A 19,803-nucleotide genomic window follows, 5' to 3' on the forward strand; every position below is an offset into this window, starting at 1 on the left:
TAAACAAAAATGCAAGTCGGAAAGTAAAAATGGATGTATTAAATACATCCACTTTGAAGATCGTAGCAATTATATACCATGTCGAGAGTTAAAAGAAGCCCTGTGTTATTTCTTACTGCCCAACTCTAGCCACCGGAATGCGTTTGATTTCAGTTGCACCGGAGCGCGCCAGCAAGAAAAAGCCCACCAGTGCCGGGAATGGTACTATCACAAATAGCGGTACCGAAATTAGGGCAACAAAGCTGGCAAAGAAAAATATCAATGTTCCCGGTATTCCTACGATCAGTTGCAGCAAGCCTCCGGTATAAGCCGAATTTGGCGCAAGAAAAACTCCGGTAATGCCAATTACTGCCGGTAATAGGAAGAATAGGATCATTGTGAGAACATCTTGGAAGTCCAATATGCTTGCGCCGGGTGATTCCGCATGCCAGATTTTGGCGTAAATCAACGCTGCAAAGAAGCAAAAAATCAGCAATAGCCCGCCGATCAACCCTAAAGTGGAATATTTTTTCATACTACTTCCTCCACGATACGTCCAATCTACATACTTATTGTAAGTATTAATTGATTGTAAAACCAATAGGTAAACACTAAGGTTAATACAGGCAAACAAAAGTAAATATCTGATGTTGATTTATTGGTTTGAGAATTCAGAACAAGCTAAGTTCTATTTTGGGTGCTAGTAAGCTCCTTTTTCTAGGCTCAAGTGACAGGGCAGTTGCAAGAAAGGGACTTGAGTTCAGAAAGAAATAGAGGAATTGATGAAAAAACCTTTCATGGTTAAAATTGTGGTTCTCATCCAACCAGAAAGGTTTCTAAAATGAACTATAGCGCACTTTAATGTTATTTTCTGAAAAGCCCTGTTAGCCCCGCTAAAACATTTGTCTAAACTGCTTTTAGAGGGTAAAATATTTGTATCGTTCCAAGAAGAATTTCCGTATATTAAACGTGGAATTTCTGGCGTACCATTAAGGCATTTAAACAAGGCAAATGGCGATGGATAAGATTACGGAAGATGCTGCACTCTTAACCCCTGAAACAAACGGTTCAACGGTACAACCACGAAAAAACCGCTTGAAAAAACACTCCGGTAAGTTGCTGGCAACCAGTCTACTGGCAACCAGCCTTTTGTTAGCCGCCTGCGCCGACCAAGATTGCACTTACATTTACAGGCAGGTCACTCAACCGGCTTCCTCCGGTTTCACTGGTTCTACTAACCAGCAACCTGTTACCAATTGCTACAGTAGCGGTAACCGCTATTATGGGAGCAGTTATGCTTATGTTGGATCTTACGGTAGTAGTGGCTGATAAATCTTTCCTATGTTAAAACCAGTTCAGCTATACCGGCGTTGGCGAGATGCCGCCGGTCCTTTATTCGGAATGAACGTGCCTGCCGCTCCTTTCTCGGAGATTGGAGCAATTATGAATCTTAGCAAGCACGATGCAGCCCAACCACGCGCCGATGAATTATGCCATGCAATCGCGGTCACTTTGGCTAATTCAGAAATGGGTGAGCTTGTAAAAGCGGGTGAGGCTGCGTTTATTCTGGATTTACCCGGCTTTATCTCGGTCGGAATCGGCGCATATTTGCAAGGGGAAGGTATTGCGCCGGTCTTGTTGCTGGCATCCTTTTATTATGCTAATGCTTTTATTGATGGGCGTGCCTCACTTCCTAATCTTGCTTACTATGGCGCTCTGCTAGGGGGCTATAGCGAGGAAAAGGGATTAGCTTTTTTACTTGAGCGTGAACGTCTTCCCTATCCTGAGCCAGATAAACTTGCCCTTATCGGGCAATTTGATAACCGTTATGCGCTGGGTGAAAAGTATTTTCCTCCGTTTGAGGCATTACAGCGCAATGGAATCAGGGCTTTGGTGGATGTTCGTCCGCTTGGCGAGGAGGTCTTGCCCGACCTGTTTGATTATTATGAACTTGCTGCTGAGGCAGGTTTTGATATTTACTCTTCCCGACTTAATATTCCTTTCAAATAACTACTTTACGTAATAGAAGCAAAAAAAGTGTATAGCTTAATTGAACGGCTGCTAAAAATATACCCACGTCGCTACGCAAATATGGCAGTAGCTTTTAATGACCGTGCCGCTATTTGCGATCAACTTATTGAAAGCCGGGTAGAAGGTCAAATTTATACTGGCTTGAATGGTCTGGTTTTGACGGCTTATGAAAGGGATAGCCTGATAAAACTGACACGCCTATTTGCTAGCATTATGAGCAAAGCGATGGGGCTTATTCTAACTGAACTGTCCGATGCAGAGCTTGAAGAACTAGGCTGGCCTCCCTCACTAGCATATGCACTACGACATGAGCCGCCCAATCGCTGGTTGACTCCAATCGGGCGTTTTGATTTTGGCTTGGATGAGTACGGCAATTGGCAATTGATGGAATATAACAGCGATACGCCAAGCGGTTCGCAGGAAGTTACAGAGGTAGAGGCGCGAGTGTGGAAAGTGTTGCGCCGCTGCGAAGGGGTAGCACGGCTTAACCCGCGTATTGGTGAAAATATGCTGGAGGCTTTGCATCAAGAAGCGCGCTTTTTGCCTATTCCGCCGGGATATGCTGAGGCGGAGGGTCCCATGCGTCCTCCTCGTGTGGGTTTTATGGTGCGCGGGCGTTATCTTACCGATCTAGCGCAAGTAATGTGGTACAAGCGCGGTTTAGAAGCGCGTGGTCTGGAATGTATAGTAGGTGATCCTAACAACCTTTCCCTGATTGGTAATCGGATATATTTGCTAGGAGAACCAATAGAGGCGCTCTACCGTCTTTTCCCGATTGAGTTTCTCTCTCAAGAACCGCTCTTTGCCGCGTATTTGCAAGCTAACCTAACGGGTGCGCTAAAATGCCTGAACAACCTACGCGGATTTTTGGCACAATCAAAGGCGATAATGGCGTGGGTGTGGCGTGAGCGTGACAATTATGCTCTTTTCACCGTTGATGAACGCAAAGCAATTTACAGCAGCTTGCCCGAAACCTATTTACTACATGATTTACCCTCTAATTTTGAGCGAGGCGGTTATATTATCAAGGAATTTTACGGACGCGAAGGGGCGGAAGTTTATAACGGAGCAGAATTGAGCGATAGTGACTGGCAGGAAATCAGCGATTACCACACTTATATTGCACAACGCCGTATAAATCTGTCGGCAGTGCCGCACGCGGTGGTAAACCTTGCTAGAGAAGTGCAACAGACTGAAGTTTACCCTTGCGTGGGTAGTTTTGTGATCGGTGGTGATTGGGGGGGCTGTTATACACGAGTAGGTGGGCGTATAACCACTGCACAGGCGCAATTTATACCCACCTTGCAGGAGGTATAATGATGAACTTGGCAGGCACACCACAGCTTGATTTCGCGGAAATTGCCCGGTTGGTGAATACCAATTACGATGTGGAAGTATGGGGCGAAATTGAGGAATTGAACGAGCGGGACGGGCAGCGTGTTTTGAAATGTAATATTCTGGATGGTAAGCCTCTGATAGTGAGGTTATGTGCGCCCATCCGCCGCTATGAGAGAGTGCTTTCGGATACAGGTGCATTGTTGCTGCTCAGTCGGGGCGGGTTTCCGGTGCCACACCTGCGTCTGACAGTAAAGGGCGAACGAGCTTTTCAGTGGCAGACCGGCTGCTGGGCGTATGTGCTGGATTATATCGAGGGTGAGCAGCCGGAAATGGATTTGCCAACCCTTAATTATATTGCTGGATTGCTCGCTGAAATTCATGATTTGGTGCATACTACCGCCGAATATCCGGGGTTGGTAAACTGGTTAGAAGAATTGCCTGTCAGTATCGAACGTGCCGAACGCGCCAGTTTGCACCCGCAATGGGGCAAAATTGCCCGCGAAGTGGCAGAGAGTCTGCGTAGTTTGCCCGACTTAAGCGTATTGCCGTTGGGTTTAATCCATACCGATGTGCATGAGGGCAATATGTTGCGCACCTCGGACGGCGAACTATACCTGATAGATTGGGAAGATGCGGGTTTGGGCGAGATGGTTTTTGATATGGCATTAGTGCTGGGCTGGAATTGCGTGTGGCCCAAAAACACTTTTATCGCCCTGTTCGGGTCGCGCTTACCAGACCGTTATGATTTTGATGAAGAATACAGCCGCGCTTTCTTGCATGCATACCAGAAGGTTCGCAAACTCAGTGAGCAGGAAGTGAACCTGTTGGGTGCAGCAATTCGCTTTGTAATGGGCTGGTTTGCATCCCGCGATATTGAGCGTGAAATCATCTCCCCCGGAATCTCGGATGGGTTGGCTATTACCAATTGGGCGATAATGCGTAGCGTCACCCCGCTTTGGGAACGGAAACTGGCGCAGTGGGCGCTTGAAACCGCCGGATAATACTACATAATAGAAAGCATTACACTATGAAACAAGCTAAACCGGTGCGTGTGTTAGACAAAGGCGCGGCGTTTAAGTTTGTGGTGCTATTAGGTGTAGTTAGTCTATTTGGTGACATGACCTACGAGGGGGCGCGCAGTATAACCGGACCTTATCTTTCTCTGCTTGGGGCAAGCGCGGCGGTGGTCGGGCTTGTAGCAGGCTTTGGAGAACTAATCGGCTTTGGTTTACGTCTGTTTTCAGGTTATATCAGTGACAAAACCGGGCGTTATTGGACGATTACTATAGCAGGTTATGTGGTAAATCTGTTGGCTGTTCCGGCGTTGGCTTTGGCAGGAAGCTGGCAATTTGCTGCTCTGTTAATGATACTTGAGCGCACTGGTAAAGCCATTCGCGCTCCTTCCCGCGATGCCTTGCTCTCATATGCTACCAAACAGACCGGGCATGGTAAGGGCTTTGGCTTGCATGAGGCACTCGATCAGATAGGGGCGCTTACTGGTCCTTTGATAGTGGCATTGGTGATGTGGTACCGTGCAGGTAACGGCAAAGAGGATTATGCTACTGCCTTTGCCTTTTTGTTAATTCCCGCGCTACTGGCAATTGGTTTGGTTTTGATTGCACGTTTTTTGTATCCACGCCTGACCGATCTTGACGCAGCTTTGCCCACGCCTGACCCTACCGGCTGGAAACGCACCTTCTGGCTTTATCTGGGTGGGGTGGGGTTGGTGGCAGCCGGTTATGCCGATTTCCCTTTGCTGGCTTACCATTTTGAAAAAGCTGATGTGCTGTCGGGTAATATTATCCCGTTGGTATATTCGCTGGCGATGGGTGTGGATGCGGTGGCGGCGCTGTTATTCGGCAGGCTATTTGATAAATCAGGGATACAGGCGCTGGTTATATCAACTCTCCTATCGGCAGGATTTGCACCGCTGGCGTTTACCGGCAGCCCGGTGTTGGTAATAGCAGGTGCGGTTTTATGGGGCGTTGGGATGGGTGCACAGGAATCGATTATGCGAGCAGCAGTGGCGAAACTTGTTCCGATAGAACGGCGCGGAACTGCTTTTGGGGTATTCAACACGGGCTATGGCTTGTGCTGGTTTGCTGGTAGCGCCTTGATGGGTTTCATGTATGATATTTCTATTCCGCTGCTGGTAACTTTTTCTGTGGCGGTACAATTAGTCGCAATTTTCTTTTTCGTAGTTGCCAGCAAGGACTAAGGAATTATCGCGACAGTTTCAAACCGTTTGCGGGGTGGTTGTACCCACTTCTACGGGTAATGTAACGGTGAAAGTTGTTCCTTTTCCCGGCTCACTCTCTGCTATTATATCACCGCCCATAATGAGGCAAAGGCTTTGGGCTAAAGCTAATCCGAGTCCTGTGCCACCATACTTGCGGGTAGTAGAAGCATCTGCTTGGGTAAAGGGTTGGAACAAACGGGGTATATTATCAGCTTCAATTCCTATCCCGGTATCCCTTACCCTGAAAATAATTGTATTGGACATATCCCTACGTCTTTCGATCTCAAGTGAAACTGTTCCTTCATAGGTAAATTTGCAAGCGTTGCTAAGCAGGTTATATAGCGTTTGCCTAACTTTGAGTACATCGCTGTACATGCTCCCAACGTTGGGTGGCACAAATACCAGAAGGCGGTTATTATTTTTTCGCGCTAAGGGTTCAACCATATTTATTATCCCATTTACTATATCTCGAATATCAAACAACTCAAGATGCAGCTCCATTTTCCCGGCTTCGATTTTAGAAAAGTCTAGCACATCACTAATGATGGAGAGTAAATGCTGCCCGGCGTTATGGATTCTCTCTAGGTCATTATTTATTGCAGACTGTTCGGTGTAGCCAATTTCTTCCTGCAACATTTCACTATAACCGATAATTGCATTCAGGGGAGTACGCAACTCGTGGCTCATATTTGCAAGGAATATGCTTTTAGCGCGGTTCGCGGCTTCTGACGCTTCTTTTGCCTTGCGCAGTTCTAATTCACTTTGATTTTGCTGAATCTGATAGGCTTCTATAGTTTCAAGCATCTGGTTAATCGATTGTCCCAAACTGGCGATTTCATCTTTACCCAGTTCAGGCACCCGAATCGACAGGTCGGATTTAGCGGTAACCCTACCAACATCGGTATTAAGGCGGGTAATGCGTGCCACTACCATTTTTTCGAGTATGAACATTGCCAGTAACCCAAAAGCCAAGCCGATAAGAATTAATGAAATTAACTGGTAGGTAACGGTGGTTTTCCCTTGAGTGTATATCAGGCGCGGTTCTTCGATTTTTAAAATTGCTACTGGTAACCCATAAATATCTTTAAGTATCGTGTATCCGGCAATCCGATTTTCATCAAGAATTTGAATAATAATCGGAGCTTCTTGATTTGGGGTAAGGGTTTCGCTAATCAGATTTTTTTCATTAGCTAAAGCTGGGTCATCATAGTCATAAATGGTAATATTAACTTTAGTATGATTACTTAAATGTTGGATGAACGAATCGTCCAAATTTCGACCCATTACCAAGAGACCTCGCGCCGGGCTATTCCCCTTGCTATTCAAAATTGGGCTGGCTGCCACCAAAGCGATACCATCATTAAGTTTTAGTAGTCCGTATATTATAGGGTCATTGCTATTTATGCTATTTAAGTTGTAAAGTTTCGGAATCAGGTCGGCTGGTAAAGGTGTACCCTTATAACCTGCTAGATCAAAACTGCTTCCATAAACCACTTTTTTCGAATTGTTAAGTATTACCAGAAAGTTCAATTCTGCTCTGGCGAGGGTGAAACTATTGAGATTCGTTACAGCATAGGCTGAGTTCTCATCATCTATGTATTGGTAGGTATCATCCCGATAAGCCCAGCCCTGTGCGGTGAGACCGAGTTGTTCGATTTCATTGGTATAGATTCCAAGTACCCGTCTGACGTTTTCCTTGGTGTCGTATTCCTCTACATGTAAATAGCCATTCAGAATGATAACTGTAAAGGCGAAATACAGCAGTATTGAAATAAAGAATACTACCAAGCTTGTAACTAAAAGTGTTTTGAGTCGAAGATTCATAAGTCAAACAATTCCGTACAATATTGCGAAGAACCTAGAGCGAGGAGTTTTCTTGCGCACTATCCGCTATGCCTCTATTCTATGATAATTCGATATAAAATAGCCAATTTTGGCGTGGATTACGCTAATCCTCTAGGTGTTGTGCTTAGTTTAGCATTTAAATATTAAGAAAAAGCTTACAGGAATGCCGTTTAGATAAATTTAGCCGATTAAGAGCGCTTTGACCTACGGCAATATACCGTTGGCGAGTGGGTGCGACAGAAAATTTTGCAATCAACCAGTATTAGCTAAATCAAACTTAGCCTGTCCTTTTTACCCGCTTTTGTCTACCCCTTTTCCCTTGCAAAAATTTCTACCACACCACATAAATTTCTTAATGTTTCCGTAATGTGTATTGTAATGTAAAATTCATACAATTACATTGCTGTAATAATTACTTGTTGATTCTTTTAACTCCAAACTAAATAGATACCTGTAACCTATTTCATTTAGGCATATTTGAGCTACCGATACACTGGGTTGGGAATTTTACTTACGCTCCAACCCAATAATGCCCATGTTTTTGAGAGTCTTACTAAGCTATGAACCAGTCTGAAGGCATATCGGTTGTAAAAATCTTGGTTATTGGAGTACCTCCCTCTGTAGGTACTCAATTTATTAATTCGATAAATATGCTAAATCCGAGTTCAATACACCAGAAATATGGGGCAATATTGCCGCCAATATTCGAATCACTCAGTATTGGCTTTGGAGAACTCAAAATTGACCAGCACACCATGCTGCACTTCTATGATATTCCAAACCCTGAAGTGATAAGCCCCTTCTGGGATATCTTAGCTCAAAATTGTATTGGCGATATTTTGGTAATGCATGATTATAGTGATGAGTGCATTAGCGCAGCATTAAAAATTATTAATTTTTATCTTCTTAAGCTAAGAATGGTGTCGACAATTGTTATAAATAGTTCTAGTCCAATTGGAACTTTTCCACTTCAAACTATTCGTAAGAAGCTGAAATTACCAAAAGATGTGCAGATGTTCGAATGTGACATAGCTAGACCTGCTAGTGTAAAAGTTGTCCTTTTAGGATTGTTAGAACATATTTATCATCTAAGTAAGTGACGAGAAAGATCAAATAATGCATCCACCCGAAATAGACGAGGTTGACCCCAAACATTCTACAAATGAAGTTGATCCAGAAGTAGCGCCCGATATAAGTGAGGAAGAACGTCTCGCCCGCCAACTTTCCAGCCATAAAGATAGAATTAAGAAAACCAAATACGCTACTAGGAAAAATCTGGTACTGGTAAATACAGGCATTGGAAAAGGCAAAACCACCGCCGCTTTTGGGATGTTGGTACGCGCTTGGGGTCAGGGTATGGATGTATGCATGCTCCAGTTTATCAAAGCTAAAACAGCTAATTGGGGCGAAGAAAAAGCTGCCAGAAAAATTGATATTGAAATGATACAGCTTGGCGATGGTTTTACTTGGCTCTCTGAAGATATTGAAAAGGATAAGGAATTAGCTCGCACGGGCTGGAAACTTTGTAAAGAGAAAATTTTGTCAGGGAAATATGACCTGATAGTATTGGATGAGTTAACTTATATTTTGAAATATGGTTGGCTTGATTGGAATGAGGTAAAAGAGACCTTAGATAATAGACCAAACCGCACCCATGTAGCGATAACCGGACGATATGCGCCGCCAGAATTAATCGAATACGCCGATCTCGTGACGGAAATGACCGAGATTAAACATCCTTACCACGCCAACATTAAAGCTCAAAAAGGAATTGAGTTTTAATTTGGCAAGTCCAAAACTGATCTTGCGAATTAGGGTGTAACCTTTTGGAGCCAAACGTGAATCAAATCTTTAGCCACAGATTATTGCCTCAGCTAATAAAGGTTATCGAGAATGAAAAAGCCGAAGGCATGTTGGTCTGTAACCAGAATAACCAGAATTTTATTCATTTGATGTTTCATGAAGGCTGCCTTACTTATATTTGCGGCGGTATTAGAGAAGCCACTTCGGAAAAATTACTAAGTGAGCTATTAACTTGGGATCAATACACGCTGGAATGGCACAAATTACCATTACTCATAAGCTACAAAAATATTGAGGATGACATCAGAAATGCCTTTATGGTAGCTATTCAAATTCTGACAAATGATGGTAAGTTCGATAAGTTTATCGAATCCATTCTTCCCGATATAGCCCCACTTGTAGAGCACACTACTAATGCAAACGAACAAAATAATATCCCAGAGCCGGAAGAATCTAAACCGATTGTCCCTCCGTTTGAAGCTGAAGTGGAAAATACTAACCCAGTTAAAAGCGAACCTGAAATTATATTACCAATAGAAACTACTGCAAAAGTTCTCGAAAGCGCAGGGCAAAGCATTCTACCTCCTTCGGTTTCTGCTACGCACAACAACCAAGTTCTCGAAATACCGCAACAACCAAGCTATCCATACCAACTGTTAAAAACCAGTTTGCTCTTACCGGAGGGGCAGCACCAAAACCAATTAGACGAGTTATTGTCAAATCTATCGTTACAAGAGCAACTGGATAGTCTTCAAAAATTCCGTTTTACCGGTTATATCTACTACCATTTAGATTCGGTTACACAGGTGGAAGCCCAACAGCAGTATGGATTGGCTCTATTCTATGATGGGTCTAATCTGGATATCGTGTATCACAATGAAAATGAAGAAAAGCGATTATTCGGGTCGCTAGCATTTGAAAAATTGGCTGCATTTCGATTGCATCCTGAAATATACAAAGTTGAGGCTCGCGTACTTAAAGCCTATCGAGCGTTGGTGTCAGGCAATAAGCCTTACCAAGATTTAAAAGCCAGCAAAGCCAATCTTACCAAAATACACGAAGCCTTCAAACAATCACATCAAGATGGAGTAGCCCTTCTTTATTTTGACAGTTTGAAACTGTATTACTTCTTCTTTTACGAAGGGGGAGCGCAGATTGGGATTTACGGACCTGAGCCAAACACCGGCAAATTGCAGTTGCTGACCGGCGCTTTAGCTGTACCACCTAGCGATTCTAAAGCATTGATTACCGTAATGCTTGCCACACCCGCCGGGAAAACCAAACCTGAGTCTGCGGCTAAACTTAACCCAGCACAACCCAGTAGTGAAGATATAGGAACCATAATCTCCAGACAACTGGATGCCAGTAAATCAAATCTACCTGAAATTTCAGGAGCAGTAGATTGGGGCGACCTTTTTTCTAAAGTTAAAGATCCGACCGTTTCAACAGAAGCCAGGAGGGAATAAGCTGTGACAGCCGTAATAATGGACATGCGCACTATTGCCAATAACTTGAGGCAGCATCTTCGACAAAATGTGAGCGCTTTCATCCGCCAGTACAATCAAACGCCCGGATTAGTCGTAATGGCAATGTGTGATGATCGAGCAACAATTGATAATATTCGCTCTCTTTCAAATGTGGCAACCGATGCCGGCATCCATTTTTCAGCTCAACTCTTTCCTAATAACGTTAAAATCCATGAGTTGAGAAAATATATTGAACAACATAATCAAGACAGCAGCATTCATGCCATTTCGCTTCAGCTACCATTGCCTAAACATTTGAATGTTGATGAGGTAGCAAGTTTTATCTCTCCTGAAAAAGATGTTGAGGGTTTGCACCCAACTAATATGGGTCACCTCTTAATGGGAAAACCCAATCTTGTGCCGTCATCTGCTCTAAGCGCGATTAAGTTGCTAGGTCTGTATAATATCAATCCTACCAGTCGTCACGCCGTAATCGTAGGGCGTAGTCTGGAAGTGGGTCGCCCTTTAGCCTGCTTGTTGACAAAGGCTGATGCAACAGTAACCCTTTGCCATACCCAAACCAACAATCTTCTTGCACATACCCGTCAAGCTGAAATCCTGATTGTTGCCGCCGGTGAACCGGGGTTGATTAAAGCCGAAATGATTCGACCGGGCGCGGTGGTCATTGATTACGGGTTAAATTATGTTGCGCGGGATAAAGTGATCGGTGATGTTGAATTCGAAAGAAGCCTAACCGTGGCTGGCGCAATAACCCCTGTGCCGGGTGGAATTGGTCCTTTGACGAATATATGCCTTTTGGAAAATGTGTTAAAAGCTGCACGGGCAATAGCAAGCGTAGAACGAACCAGTCCTAGGGCTATTATCGATTCAGACCCTGCTGTAGGACTAAAACCGGAGGGTAAACCAGCCCTAGATTACAAACCAAACCAGATACCACCGATGGCTGTAGTAGGAGCCGCTTAAATTGTGACTAACTCAGTATTGTTCTCTCTCTATCCTGGAGTCATTTGAAATGAAACTAGAACATTCTACCCTGTCAACCTTACTAATAGAGTGCGAACAGCAAGGTAGTTCCGGTCTACTGCATTGCCAAAATACCACCAAGCACTATACCTTATCTTTAAAGGAAGGTAAGCTTGTACATGCCGAGGCAGAAGACAATGCGGCAACCAATGAAGCTTTCATTTTAAGTGATTTGCTGCGCTGGCAAAACGGTGAGATATGGTTTGAAACATCAGAAATCGTAAATCCGCATACAATCACCGACAGCCAAGAAAAAATCTTCCGTATGGCGTTATCACTTTTACAAAAGGGTGAAAATGAGTCGGATACATGCCGTCAAATTCAGTCCAAACTCGCCGGAGGCACAAAATCTCTGCGAGAAAAGAAACCTTCCGTTGAAGTACAAATACCGGAGATAAGCGCTGCGGTGGAGAAACAAAGCTCAGCTTATACAGAAACACCACTGGCTATAGAAGAAGAAATAATGCAAGCCGAGCCTGAGTTGGTTGAATTTGAGAATGTAAGCTTTGCTTTGAATCAAACTGAGGTTACTGAGATAGAGCACACTCTAGCAGAGGCAAGCGCTACCACAGAGCTATCGGAATTGATATTTGAGCTTGACCGCATGGAAACAGCCGAGTCGCACTCTTTAGTTGAGCAGCCTGAATTTATATTGGGTCAATCCTTGCAAGCAGAAGCTTCCGATCACTCTGAAGAAACTGAATATGAATTCAAATTAGACCAAATACTGGCAGAATCAACAGAGCAAATATCGGAACAGTTGAGCATAAACCCGGAATCGGCAGTTGAAGCAGAATCCTTGTCAGAAGATCACCCTGAGTTTGACCTAGATTCTAAACCCGCCGAGCAACCAAACACCAGTAACGAAATAGACTATCCTGAATTTAGTCTAGACAATGAGCATTTTGCAACTGTTGCCACTAATTCCGCTGAAGAACAGCCTGAATTTAGTCTAGGCTATGACTCGCAAGCAGCACTGGAAGAAAGCTATACCGAGTTTAAATTGTCGCATGATACCCCGACGCCAGAAACGCCTGATGAATTTAACCTAGGTCATCAGTATTCGGCACCTAACGATGGCATGGAGAAGTTTCAAACTGAGTTTATACAGGCTTCGCAGTTGGAGGGAAATGAGGCAGGAATCCTCAGTCTAGAAGATCCTCAAAACTATGCCATTGCTTCAGATGCTTTGCTATACGATAGTAGTGAGCCGCTGCCAGAGTTCAGCCTTATGCAAACCGAAAATGCCGCAAATGAGATGGATGAGCCTGAATTTACCCTAGGCCCACAAATTCCAGAGGGTATGATAGCAATTTTTGGCATTGAGGCAGTCCACACAAACTCGGTTAGATCAAGTGAAATTCAAGAAACATTTGAAAACCAAGATTCGTTTGTGCAAGTTGAAAACGAAGCGGCTAACCCACCCGCGCAAGAGGCAAGAACTGAACCTGATAGCTATTTGCCAGTATATCAGGAGGCAAGAGCTGAGCGAGTAGTAACCGCACGTGACAATTTCACTTTATCTCAGGAATGTCTGCCTCCTTCTACCCTGACGAATTGGGAGCAAGATGGCTTGAATATCATTTCACAACATGCTCCTAGCCCTGATATAAGTTGGATTATCAAGCGGGCGACACAAGTTAAACTGGAAGGGTATCTGGAAGTTAATGGGCGAAATCTAAACTCGGCATATTTTTCTAGATTATTTTTCCAAGATGGTAATATTACATTCCAAAGTTTTGATGATGGTAACCAGCAGTATTTTGGTGAAGCAGCCTTACAACGCTTATATTGTGCGCCTTTACCCGATCTTTCTGATATTAAAATCGGCAGATGTGCTCCCGGAATACTGGATGCCTACCTGACAACGCGAATACCTGCACCTAGCAGTTTAAGAGGATTGCAGTGTCAGAGCGACAATATTATGGAACGAATGCTCCGGTTGGTAAAGAACCACTTTACTGGCAGCATTGTTTTCTATAACTCAACCGGACTAGTCTATTATCTTATGCATGAGGGACACGGTTTTGGCGGTTATCAACAGCAAGAAAATATGATGACTAGAGTAAAACAAACAATGAATCGGTTTGTGGAAGCGCCAGACACAAAGTATGACATACACCCGGCAATTCCGAAAAAGCTACTTGAGGATTGGATGTTCATAGAGAGCTAAAATTTTAAAGGTTAAGGCGGAAAAGAATGAGCATTACGATTGAAACCAAATACGAGTTCCATAAATTAGCTTCTATGATTGAAGAGGCTAAAGCCAATCAGTTCACCGGACGTTTGGCTTGTCAGCAAGGTGATAAGCTGGCTTATATTTATATGGATACTGGAAATATTACCCATGCAACCAGTGATACAGCAATTGGCGAAGAGGCTTTGTATATTTTATTGGGCTGGAACGATGGCACAATAGAATTCCAACCCAAATCCTCTGAGCCTGATTATGATACTAGCTGTAGCATTGACCATCAACAAGGGTTACTTTTCCGAGAAACTTTACAACTTTTCCAACCAGCCCCGTCCAGTATTGTAATTACTCCGCCGAAAGTCGAAACTATGGAATATAGCGAAAAACAAAATCCGATTCATACACAAGTACCTGTGACTAATAATAACCTGAGCAAAGATGAAACGCACCAGAATAATGGAGCAACCGCCCATAACTTTGGTAACACCGTTTTTCCGGGTCTGGGTTTGTCCGTTTCATTGGCGCAAGAGTCTCCTACACTTGAGCTACTCCAATTAGGCAATAAATCACAGGGAACTGAGATTTCTCGCCAAAAAACAAACCTGTTACCTTTTATCCAACAGGCAATAGCCGACCATTTTACTGGCTTTTTCTTGACCTCTATCAAGATCGAGAATAGAGCTGAAAAAAGCCTGCTCGTATTGGAAGAGGGCATAATCACTTTGGCGCGTTATAGCGCACCGGGTAGTATCCTGACCGGTCAAGCCGCTTTTGATGCCTCGATTATGTTTGCAAACCTGAGTAACTGGACTCTCACTACCGCTACTTCAAACACCAAAGAGCTAAAAGGCTATCGGGCTATCCTGAGCAATATTATCGCCCAAAGTAACCTTCAAGCTACTTCCGAAACCATAATGAAACTGGCTCAGGAATCAATCCAGCACAAATCCTCAATTATCTTGAAACTGCATACCCACTCTCGCACGCTTTATTATCTGATCATTGAAGGTGAGGCGTTGGGTTGTTACGAAGTGCTGAATAACACCCTCGAAAAAACCGAGGTGCTATTTGTGCAAATGTTAACTGAGGCAGATGTGAAACTCGATATGCTAAGTGTTCCCGATCTAGAGAAAATTAGTATGGCTTCGCTGCAACCGATTCAGGCGCTAGGAGCGAGTATGAATGGTAATGCAAAAAAACCAGAAATGGCTCTGCCGGGATTGATGGTTGCTAGCCCTAAATCGGCTAAAGCAGAACCGACTGTCGGTTCTGCTGCGAATAAAGAGTCCGCAGAGGAACTACCGGTAGATTGGTGGAGCGTTAAAGAAAAAGGGCGACGTCCTTATTCTAATCTAGCTGCCAGCCAGCCAAACTTTAATGGACTACGCCGTGCCTTTGAAAAAGATGCCTATACCGGAATTATCGAAGTAAAAGGCATAGGTCAGGAATTGTACTACCTAATTGAGCAAGGTGTACCTTTAGGTTTGTTCAAGTTTGACCAGCAGACCAAAAAATATATTCCCTCGAATTTTACAATTTTACATGCCTTAGCCAAACCTGAGAACCACCTGAATGTTTATTTGGAACAAAAGCGGGTAGCGCCTCAGCAATATTATGAGTTGTATCTTGAAGCGCTTGAAGCTGGCTCATTCAATCAAGCAGTGCAGGTAGTACAACAAGCGCTTAGAGATGGGGTAGTCCACGAAACAATTTATGATGCCGTTTTTACCAGAGCGATGCGCCAAGTGGGGGTGCTTTGGGAGAAGGGGAAAATGACCGTAGCACAGGAACACTTGGCTACTGGCATTACAGAATATTGCCGCAATTTGGTACTTAGCAGTAAAGCCGGTGTACCAAAAAAACGAATCGGGCGAGCTTTGCTAACTAGCGTGAGTGGCAATACCCATACCCTCGGTTTAAACTTGCTGGGCGATGCCTTGCGTTGGGCTGGGTGGGAAGTTTATCCACTAAATTCTGAATTGCCTGAGTTAGAAATCGTGGATGCTGCCAAGCGCCATCAAATAGATATGGTTTGTCTATCAGTCTCACTACCGGGACAAATTTTCCGAGCAATCAAAGCCATTCGGGCGTTGCGCCAGAGCGGTTGGATTGGCATTATAGAGGTAGGTGGGGCAGCTATTTACAATAACCCGAATGCATTACAAAGTATTGGGGCTGACATTCTTGGAAGTGATGTGGAAAGTACGGTAGAGCAAACCACTCGGCTCATGGAACATCGGTTAGCTAACAAGCAGAATTAAGTTGTATGGTGAAATATGTTAGATCGGAAAATAGAATCCGCGGTTGAGGAACTTAAAGCTGAAGTTGGGGAATTATTACAAAATTATCGTTGTGATCGTGAATCCTCAAATAAAATGCTACACCAACAAATCCAAGAGGATCACTTAAATCTGCACAAAAATGTAAGCCATTATTTGAAGGATTTAGCTGATACTAGGATTGAAAATAACCGCAACCAAGCGGGGAGTTTGAAAGCAGAAACAGTTCAGCGCAAACATGATATTGCCAGCTATCTTGCCAGTTTAAGGCAGAAACGGCTGAGTATGCGATGTGTGAGTACAAATGGTCATAATGTGCATGAAGACCTTTGTAAGGAAGATGCTGCTGTAACTCCTCCTTTGCCTCTAGCCGAAGAACCGACCAAAGAAGAGCCTATTCAGTTATCTGAGTTGGTTTATTATCTCTTATCAAATAATTCTGACCGACTTAGTTTGAACGATTTAACCGAATATTTTGGTGTCGCTCGGGTAGAAAAATATTGGGATAATTTGCTAATTCTCGCCGAAGAGTTTCGACCCGGTAGTAAAAAAGAGCTGGTACGACAGCGCCGCAGAAGCATTAACACAAAAGCAAAATAAGGAGTTATTACTATGCTACAATCTCAAATTAATCTGAACCTGCGCTTAAATTATCCTGCTCTCGCTACTGCCATAGAACAAAATGCCGAGGTTGTTGAAGTTGAGTTAGCAGAACGCCTGCTGGAATCAGGTGTATTTGCGCAGTATGCCTCTGCTACCCTTGCCAATACCGTTGCCAACCAGATGGTTTCCTTAGTTACTGTCAGCTTATTGATTGGCGACCTCACGCCTTTCTATAACATCGTTATCTGGGAAAGCAATGCAGTCATGAACAATCAGGGCTTTTTCAAACGGGATAGCGATATGTCCCTGATTAACATATTTCAAGGTATTCTATTAGATCGGCTTGACCCTTCTTTAGCTGGCGATATTCAGGCATTGGCTAACCAAATGCGTGCAATCTTCGAATATAGTTGGCGTGAAATAGTTACGGGAATGCAAAACAAGCCTAAAAGCTAAACAGATGGTGACATCCCATTTTTGGGGTAACGCTGTAAGCCTCAAAACAAGTGTGCCAACAAGGTCACTCTCTTAGCTTGGCTTTGTGCAATTTTACAAAACCGTCACCGACCGAACCCAACCCAGTAGTTCACATAATGTCGTAGTTTACGAGCTAAAATTGATGCCTTGGATGCTGAGACGATAAAGCGGGTAGTTCCAGCGATGAGGCTCGACCGACTTATATAGCTATAGCTACCTAGCGCGAATGGGTTCGGCTATATTCCAACCTAGCCGATGAAATTGGTCGCTACCGCAATGAAATTCACGCCTTACTTTTTGTGATATTCCCAGAATATAGGCAGGTCTTTGGTAACCCTTGCCGTCCCCCTGCTTTTGATATGGGCACTTAATTATTTTTGGCTCCCTTATCAGCCTGCTGAGGCGGTAAGGTTAATTAATTCCTGAAATTTCATTTCTTTTATCTGACTTTGCAAATACCTTGCGAAAATACTTGACAAAATAGCTAAACTAAGTTAGGATTAATTTACCAAAGGGTAGGTTATACTTTGTCTATTTTGATAGTCTCATGTGGAGTTATTTAGTAATTGCAAGAAGAACAAACAGCTAATAATCACAATAGCCTGAATAACCTAAACCCTCAAGAGGCTGAAGTGCTGGTACAAATATTGCACTCTCTTAGGCAAATTAAATATGGCTATATCCAGATTACAATTCAAGATGCCAGGGTAGTACAAATTGATCGCACCGAAAAACAGCGTATCAATTGTAAGTAATAAATTTAGGGATTTTGCTCTAGAGATTTTGGAAAGTTGCGCCGCTTTGAACTTGAGCTAAAGCTAAGAAAGAACGAGCAAGCTAAGGTTTTTAGCAAATCTAAAGCTTATGTGCCTGATTAAAGCGGCGACTTATCGCGACAGGAAAGGCGCAATAGCACCTTCCAGTAATGGTTGCACTTGTCTAACCAGAGAAACCCAGAAACCAGACCTCAAGTTACTTTGATTGGCTTATTCCATCTATGATTCACAGTCACAACACTTTTAGCGCTAAAGTTTGATTGAGCCAAGTTCTCTGGGTTATTATAAAATGCGCATTATGTCACATGCCTTAAATAGGCTCTAATTCATTTCTATGACTAAATTTCTTTCTTTACCCTTTTATTTAGCCAATCGATAGCCATTCCCAAACCATCATCTTTACCATGTTCGCTACTGATATAAAAATAATAACAACGTCCTGCTAATTTTTTACCCGGTACACTAAAATCTTGCGAACGGACACAGTAAGGAAGAGATCCTGATGCTACCGCGCGATCAAGCGCTATAATTTCTGCACTACTCCAACCGGTTATTGAAAATTTTCGGTTGTCACCAGTGTTACTTAATAATTCCAATTAGACCTCTTTTCTACTGAAGTGATTATTTATTTTAATTAAAGAATCTCTTCGGTTCTTTATTTTTAGACAGCTCTAGCCATTGCTCTATTTTTCAGACAGGTTTTTTGATCGGTAAATTCTCAGGCAACTGGTTAACGCTGCTACTCCGTTGATTTTTACACCGGAAGATACTCGCAAATAACTCCAATCGCTCTCGCTATAATTTGACTGTACCAGTTGCTCAAAATTCAGCAATTGTTCTTCTTCCGCTTTGCTTAAGGAGATCAGTACCCCTTCTATTAATAAACGGTCTGCCAGAACAAGGCAGGTTCTTAAAATACTGGCTGCTTTAACCAACGAGTTGCGTATCTTTGGTTCTATTTCGCTCATAACACTTTTCCTCAGAATTACTATAACTACCGCTTATTAGCGTGATACTAATCGAATTGCTTTACTTTTTCATAATTTGAACTGGCGATTGTCAAAAAATTGTTATCGTTAAATCCTAATTTTTGAAGTAAGGTAGGATGCATACCGGAGTAAGCCTGTACTTTAACGCTACCATCATTGCTATCCATCTTCCAAACCATCCCTATGCGAATGGTTTTACTATTGATTTTGAAGGCTACCAACGAATAGCGCGGAATTGCCTCGGCTTTCTTTTTTGAATCATATGACACACGGATTAAAAATTTCATTATTTCCCCTAAAAAACATATAGGTTTTCTCTCTCGGATTGTCACCAGCGACAGCCCGAAATTTTTAGAACTAAAATCTTGTTATAAAGGTAGGAACTGTTAAATAGCTTCTATTATCCCTTAGCTTAAGGGTGCGGGGTCTGGAATGTTGATAACAATTTCAGACCCAAACCGGAAGCGGATTTTCAGTTGCCACCGGATTTTTTATTATCAAGCCCGAAACTGCAATAATAAGAAGTCCCGGTTTTCAATTATGTTTGATTTATGGCTGAAACCGGAGTAAAACAATCTCAACTTTAAAAAAAGCAGAAACGTAGAAAAGAGGATAAAGATTTTAAATCTTGAAAGATTTAAGTGGAAGGGAACTTAAGGTATTTGTAATTTCCAACTAAGAAAAAATGTTTTACCTACGTAGGTTATTATAACACCTTTTTTAATTCAGTACAAACCGTA

Annotated in this window: 19 protein-coding genes; 14 read left to right on the forward strand and 5 right to left on the reverse strand. The window is 43.1% G+C overall.

From position 1 onward, the window contains the following. Positions 1-112 precede the first annotated feature (112 nt). Entirely contained in the window at positions 113-514 is a 402-nt protein-coding gene (locus OZ401_RS03320; protein WP_341469289.1) for a hypothetical protein, read from the reverse strand. 482 nt (positions 515-996) lie between these two features. On the opposite strand from OZ401_RS03320, the gene OZ401_RS03325 reads away from it, so the two are divergent. Genes OZ401_RS03325 through OZ401_RS03345 form a run of 5 tightly spaced genes read left to right on the forward strand, consistent with a single transcriptional unit; the run spans position 997 to position 5,566 of the window. Then, positions 997-1,308, forward strand: a complete 312-nt coding sequence (locus tag OZ401_RS03325; RefSeq protein WP_341469290.1) for a hypothetical protein — start codon at positions 997-999, stop codon at positions 1,306-1,308. A gap of 12 nt (positions 1,309-1,320) precedes the next feature. Beyond that, positions 1,321-1,989 carry a hypothetical protein gene (locus OZ401_RS03330; RefSeq protein WP_341469291.1) on the forward strand — a complete coding sequence of 223 codons (669 nt, stop codon included), beginning with the start codon at positions 1,321-1,323 and terminating at the stop codon, positions 1,987-1,989. A gap of 27 nt (positions 1,990-2,016) precedes the next feature. Beyond that, positions 2,017-3,327: a glutathionylspermidine synthase family protein gene (locus OZ401_RS03335; protein ID WP_341469292.1), complete on the forward strand. Its 1,311-nt coding sequence runs from the start codon at positions 2,017-2,019 to the stop codon at positions 3,325-3,327. Next, positions 3,327-4,349, forward strand: coding sequence for a phosphotransferase enzyme family protein (locus tag OZ401_RS03340; protein WP_341469293.1), 1,023 nt, complete (start codon positions 3,327-3,329; stop codon positions 4,347-4,349). The genes OZ401_RS03335 and OZ401_RS03340 overlap by 1 nt, the downstream gene beginning before the upstream one ends. A gap of 26 nt (positions 4,350-4,375) precedes the next feature. Then, positions 4,376-5,566 (forward strand): MFS transporter, encoded by a 1,191-nt coding sequence (locus tag OZ401_RS03345; protein WP_341469294.1) that lies wholly within the window; start codon positions 4,376-4,378, stop codon positions 5,564-5,566. A gap of 18 nt (positions 5,567-5,584) precedes the next feature. On the opposite strand, the gene OZ401_RS03350 is transcribed toward OZ401_RS03345, so the two are convergent. Then, positions 5,585-7,411 carry a sensor histidine kinase gene (locus OZ401_RS03350; RefSeq protein ID WP_341469295.1) on the reverse strand — a complete coding sequence of 609 codons (1,827 nt, stop codon included), beginning with the start codon at positions 7,409-7,411 and terminating at the stop codon, positions 5,585-5,587. A 581-nt stretch (positions 7,412-7,992) separates the two neighbouring features. Here OZ401_RS03350 and OZ401_RS03355 point away from each other — a divergent pair. The 9 genes from OZ401_RS03355 to OZ401_RS03395 all read left to right on the forward strand — a co-directional run bounded on the left by OZ401_RS03355 (position 7,993) and on the right by OZ401_RS03395 (position 18,053). After that, positions 7,993-8,532, forward strand: a complete 540-nt coding sequence (locus tag OZ401_RS03355; protein ID WP_341469296.1) for a hypothetical protein — start codon at positions 7,993-7,995, stop codon at positions 8,530-8,532. Positions 8,533-8,548: 16 nt separating this feature from the next. Continuing rightward, the gene (cobO, locus tag OZ401_RS03360; protein ID WP_341469297.1) at positions 8,549-9,214 is read left to right on the forward strand and encodes a cob(I)yrinic acid a,c-diamide adenosyltransferase; all 666 of its coding nucleotides are present in this window, start codon (positions 8,549-8,551) and stop codon (positions 9,212-9,214) included. Between the two features lie 56 nt (positions 9,215-9,270). Continuing rightward, on the forward strand, positions 9,271-10,701 hold the full coding sequence (locus OZ401_RS03365; RefSeq protein WP_341469298.1) for a hypothetical protein: 1,431 nt from the start codon (positions 9,271-9,273) through the stop codon (positions 10,699-10,701). A 3-nt stretch (positions 10,702-10,704) separates the two neighbouring features. After that, positions 10,705-11,685, forward strand: coding sequence for a bifunctional 5,10-methylenetetrahydrofolate dehydrogenase/5,10-methenyltetrahydrofolate cyclohydrolase (locus tag OZ401_RS03370; protein ID WP_341469299.1), 981 nt, complete (start codon positions 10,705-10,707; stop codon positions 11,683-11,685). Positions 11,686-11,734: 49 nt separating this feature from the next. Continuing rightward, positions 11,735-13,918: a DUF4388 domain-containing protein gene (locus OZ401_RS03375; RefSeq protein ID WP_341469300.1), complete on the forward strand. Its 2,184-nt coding sequence runs from the start codon at positions 11,735-11,737 to the stop codon at positions 13,916-13,918. Positions 13,919-13,944: 26 nt separating this feature from the next. Beyond that, a complete protein-coding gene (locus OZ401_RS03380) occupies positions 13,945-16,200 on the forward strand; it encodes a B12-binding domain-containing protein (RefSeq protein ID WP_341469301.1) in 2,256 nt (751 codons plus the stop codon). A 15-nt stretch (positions 16,201-16,215) separates the two neighbouring features. Next, the gene (locus OZ401_RS03385) at positions 16,216-16,818 is read left to right on the forward strand and encodes a hypothetical protein (protein WP_341469302.1); all 603 of its coding nucleotides are present in this window, start codon (positions 16,216-16,218) and stop codon (positions 16,816-16,818) included. A gap of 12 nt (positions 16,819-16,830) precedes the next feature. After that, positions 16,831-17,277, forward strand: a complete 447-nt coding sequence (locus OZ401_RS03390) for a hypothetical protein (protein WP_341469303.1) — start codon at positions 16,831-16,833, stop codon at positions 17,275-17,277. 587 nt (positions 17,278-17,864) lie between these two features. Beyond that, positions 17,865-18,053 (forward strand): YezD family protein, encoded by a 189-nt coding sequence (locus OZ401_RS03395; RefSeq protein ID WP_341469304.1) that lies wholly within the window; start codon positions 17,865-17,867, stop codon positions 18,051-18,053. Between the two features lie 359 nt (positions 18,054-18,412). On the opposite strand, the gene OZ401_RS03400 is transcribed toward OZ401_RS03395, so the two are convergent. The 3 genes from OZ401_RS03400 to OZ401_RS03410 all read right to left on the reverse strand — a co-directional run bounded on the left by OZ401_RS03400 (position 18,413) and on the right by OZ401_RS03410 (position 19,350). Continuing rightward, positions 18,413-18,670 (reverse strand): hypothetical protein, encoded by a 258-nt coding sequence (locus OZ401_RS03400; RefSeq protein ID WP_341469305.1) that lies wholly within the window; start codon positions 18,668-18,670, stop codon positions 18,413-18,415. 87 nt (positions 18,671-18,757) lie between these two features. After that, positions 18,758-19,042, reverse strand: a complete 285-nt coding sequence (locus OZ401_RS03405; RefSeq protein WP_341469306.1) for a hypothetical protein — start codon at positions 19,040-19,042, stop codon at positions 18,758-18,760. A 47-nt stretch (positions 19,043-19,089) separates the two neighbouring features. After that, positions 19,090-19,350 (reverse strand): hypothetical protein, encoded by a 261-nt coding sequence (locus OZ401_RS03410; RefSeq protein ID WP_341469307.1) that lies wholly within the window; start codon positions 19,348-19,350, stop codon positions 19,090-19,092. Positions 19,351-19,803: the final 453 nt, after the last annotated feature.

This window comes from Candidatus Chlorohelix allophototropha (assembly GCF_030389965.1).
GTDB lineage: Bacteria > Chloroflexota > Chloroflexia > Chloroheliales > Chloroheliaceae > Chlorohelix > Chlorohelix allophototropha.

Bases quoted from the DNA above. Each gene is read 5' to 3' on its own strand.
- OZ401_RS03320 (WP_341469289.1), bottom strand. From the start codon at position 514: ATGAAAAAATATTCCACTTTAGGGTTGATCGGCGGGCTATTGCTGATT.
- OZ401_RS03325 (WP_341469290.1), top strand. From the start codon at position 997: ATGGATAAGATTACGGAAGATGCTGCACTCTTAACCCCTGAAACAAAC.
- OZ401_RS03330 (WP_341469291.1), top strand. From the start codon at position 1,321: ATGTTAAAACCAGTTCAGCTATACCGGCGTTGGCGAGATGCCGCCGGT.
- OZ401_RS03340 (WP_341469293.1), top strand. From the start codon at position 3,327: ATGATGAACTTGGCAGGCACACCACAGCTTGATTTCGCGGAAATTGCC.
- OZ401_RS03345 (WP_341469294.1), top strand. From the start codon at position 4,376: ATGAAACAAGCTAAACCGGTGCGTGTGTTAGACAAAGGCGCGGCGTTT.
- OZ401_RS03350 (WP_341469295.1), bottom strand. From the start codon at position 7,411: ATGAATCTTCGACTCAAAACACTTTTAGTTACAAGCTTGGTAGTATTC.
- OZ401_RS03355 (WP_341469296.1), top strand. From the start codon at position 7,993: ATGAACCAGTCTGAAGGCATATCGGTTGTAAAAATCTTGGTTATTGGA.
- cobO (WP_341469297.1), top strand. From the start codon at position 8,549: ATGCATCCACCCGAAATAGACGAGGTTGACCCCAAACATTCTACAAAT.
- OZ401_RS03375 (WP_341469300.1), top strand. From the start codon at position 11,735: ATGAAACTAGAACATTCTACCCTGTCAACCTTACTAATAGAGTGCGAA.
- OZ401_RS03380 (WP_341469301.1), top strand. From the start codon at position 13,945: ATGAGCATTACGATTGAAACCAAATACGAGTTCCATAAATTAGCTTCT.
- OZ401_RS03385 (WP_341469302.1), top strand. From the start codon at position 16,216: ATGTTAGATCGGAAAATAGAATCCGCGGTTGAGGAACTTAAAGCTGAA.
- OZ401_RS03390 (WP_341469303.1), top strand. From the start codon at position 16,831: ATGCTACAATCTCAAATTAATCTGAACCTGCGCTTAAATTATCCTGCT.
- OZ401_RS03405 (WP_341469306.1), bottom strand. From the start codon at position 19,042: ATGAGCGAAATAGAACCAAAGATACGCAACTCGTTGGTTAAAGCAGCC.
- OZ401_RS03410 (WP_341469307.1), bottom strand. From the start codon at position 19,350: ATGAAATTTTTAATCCGTGTGTCATATGATTCAAAAAAGAAAGCCGAG.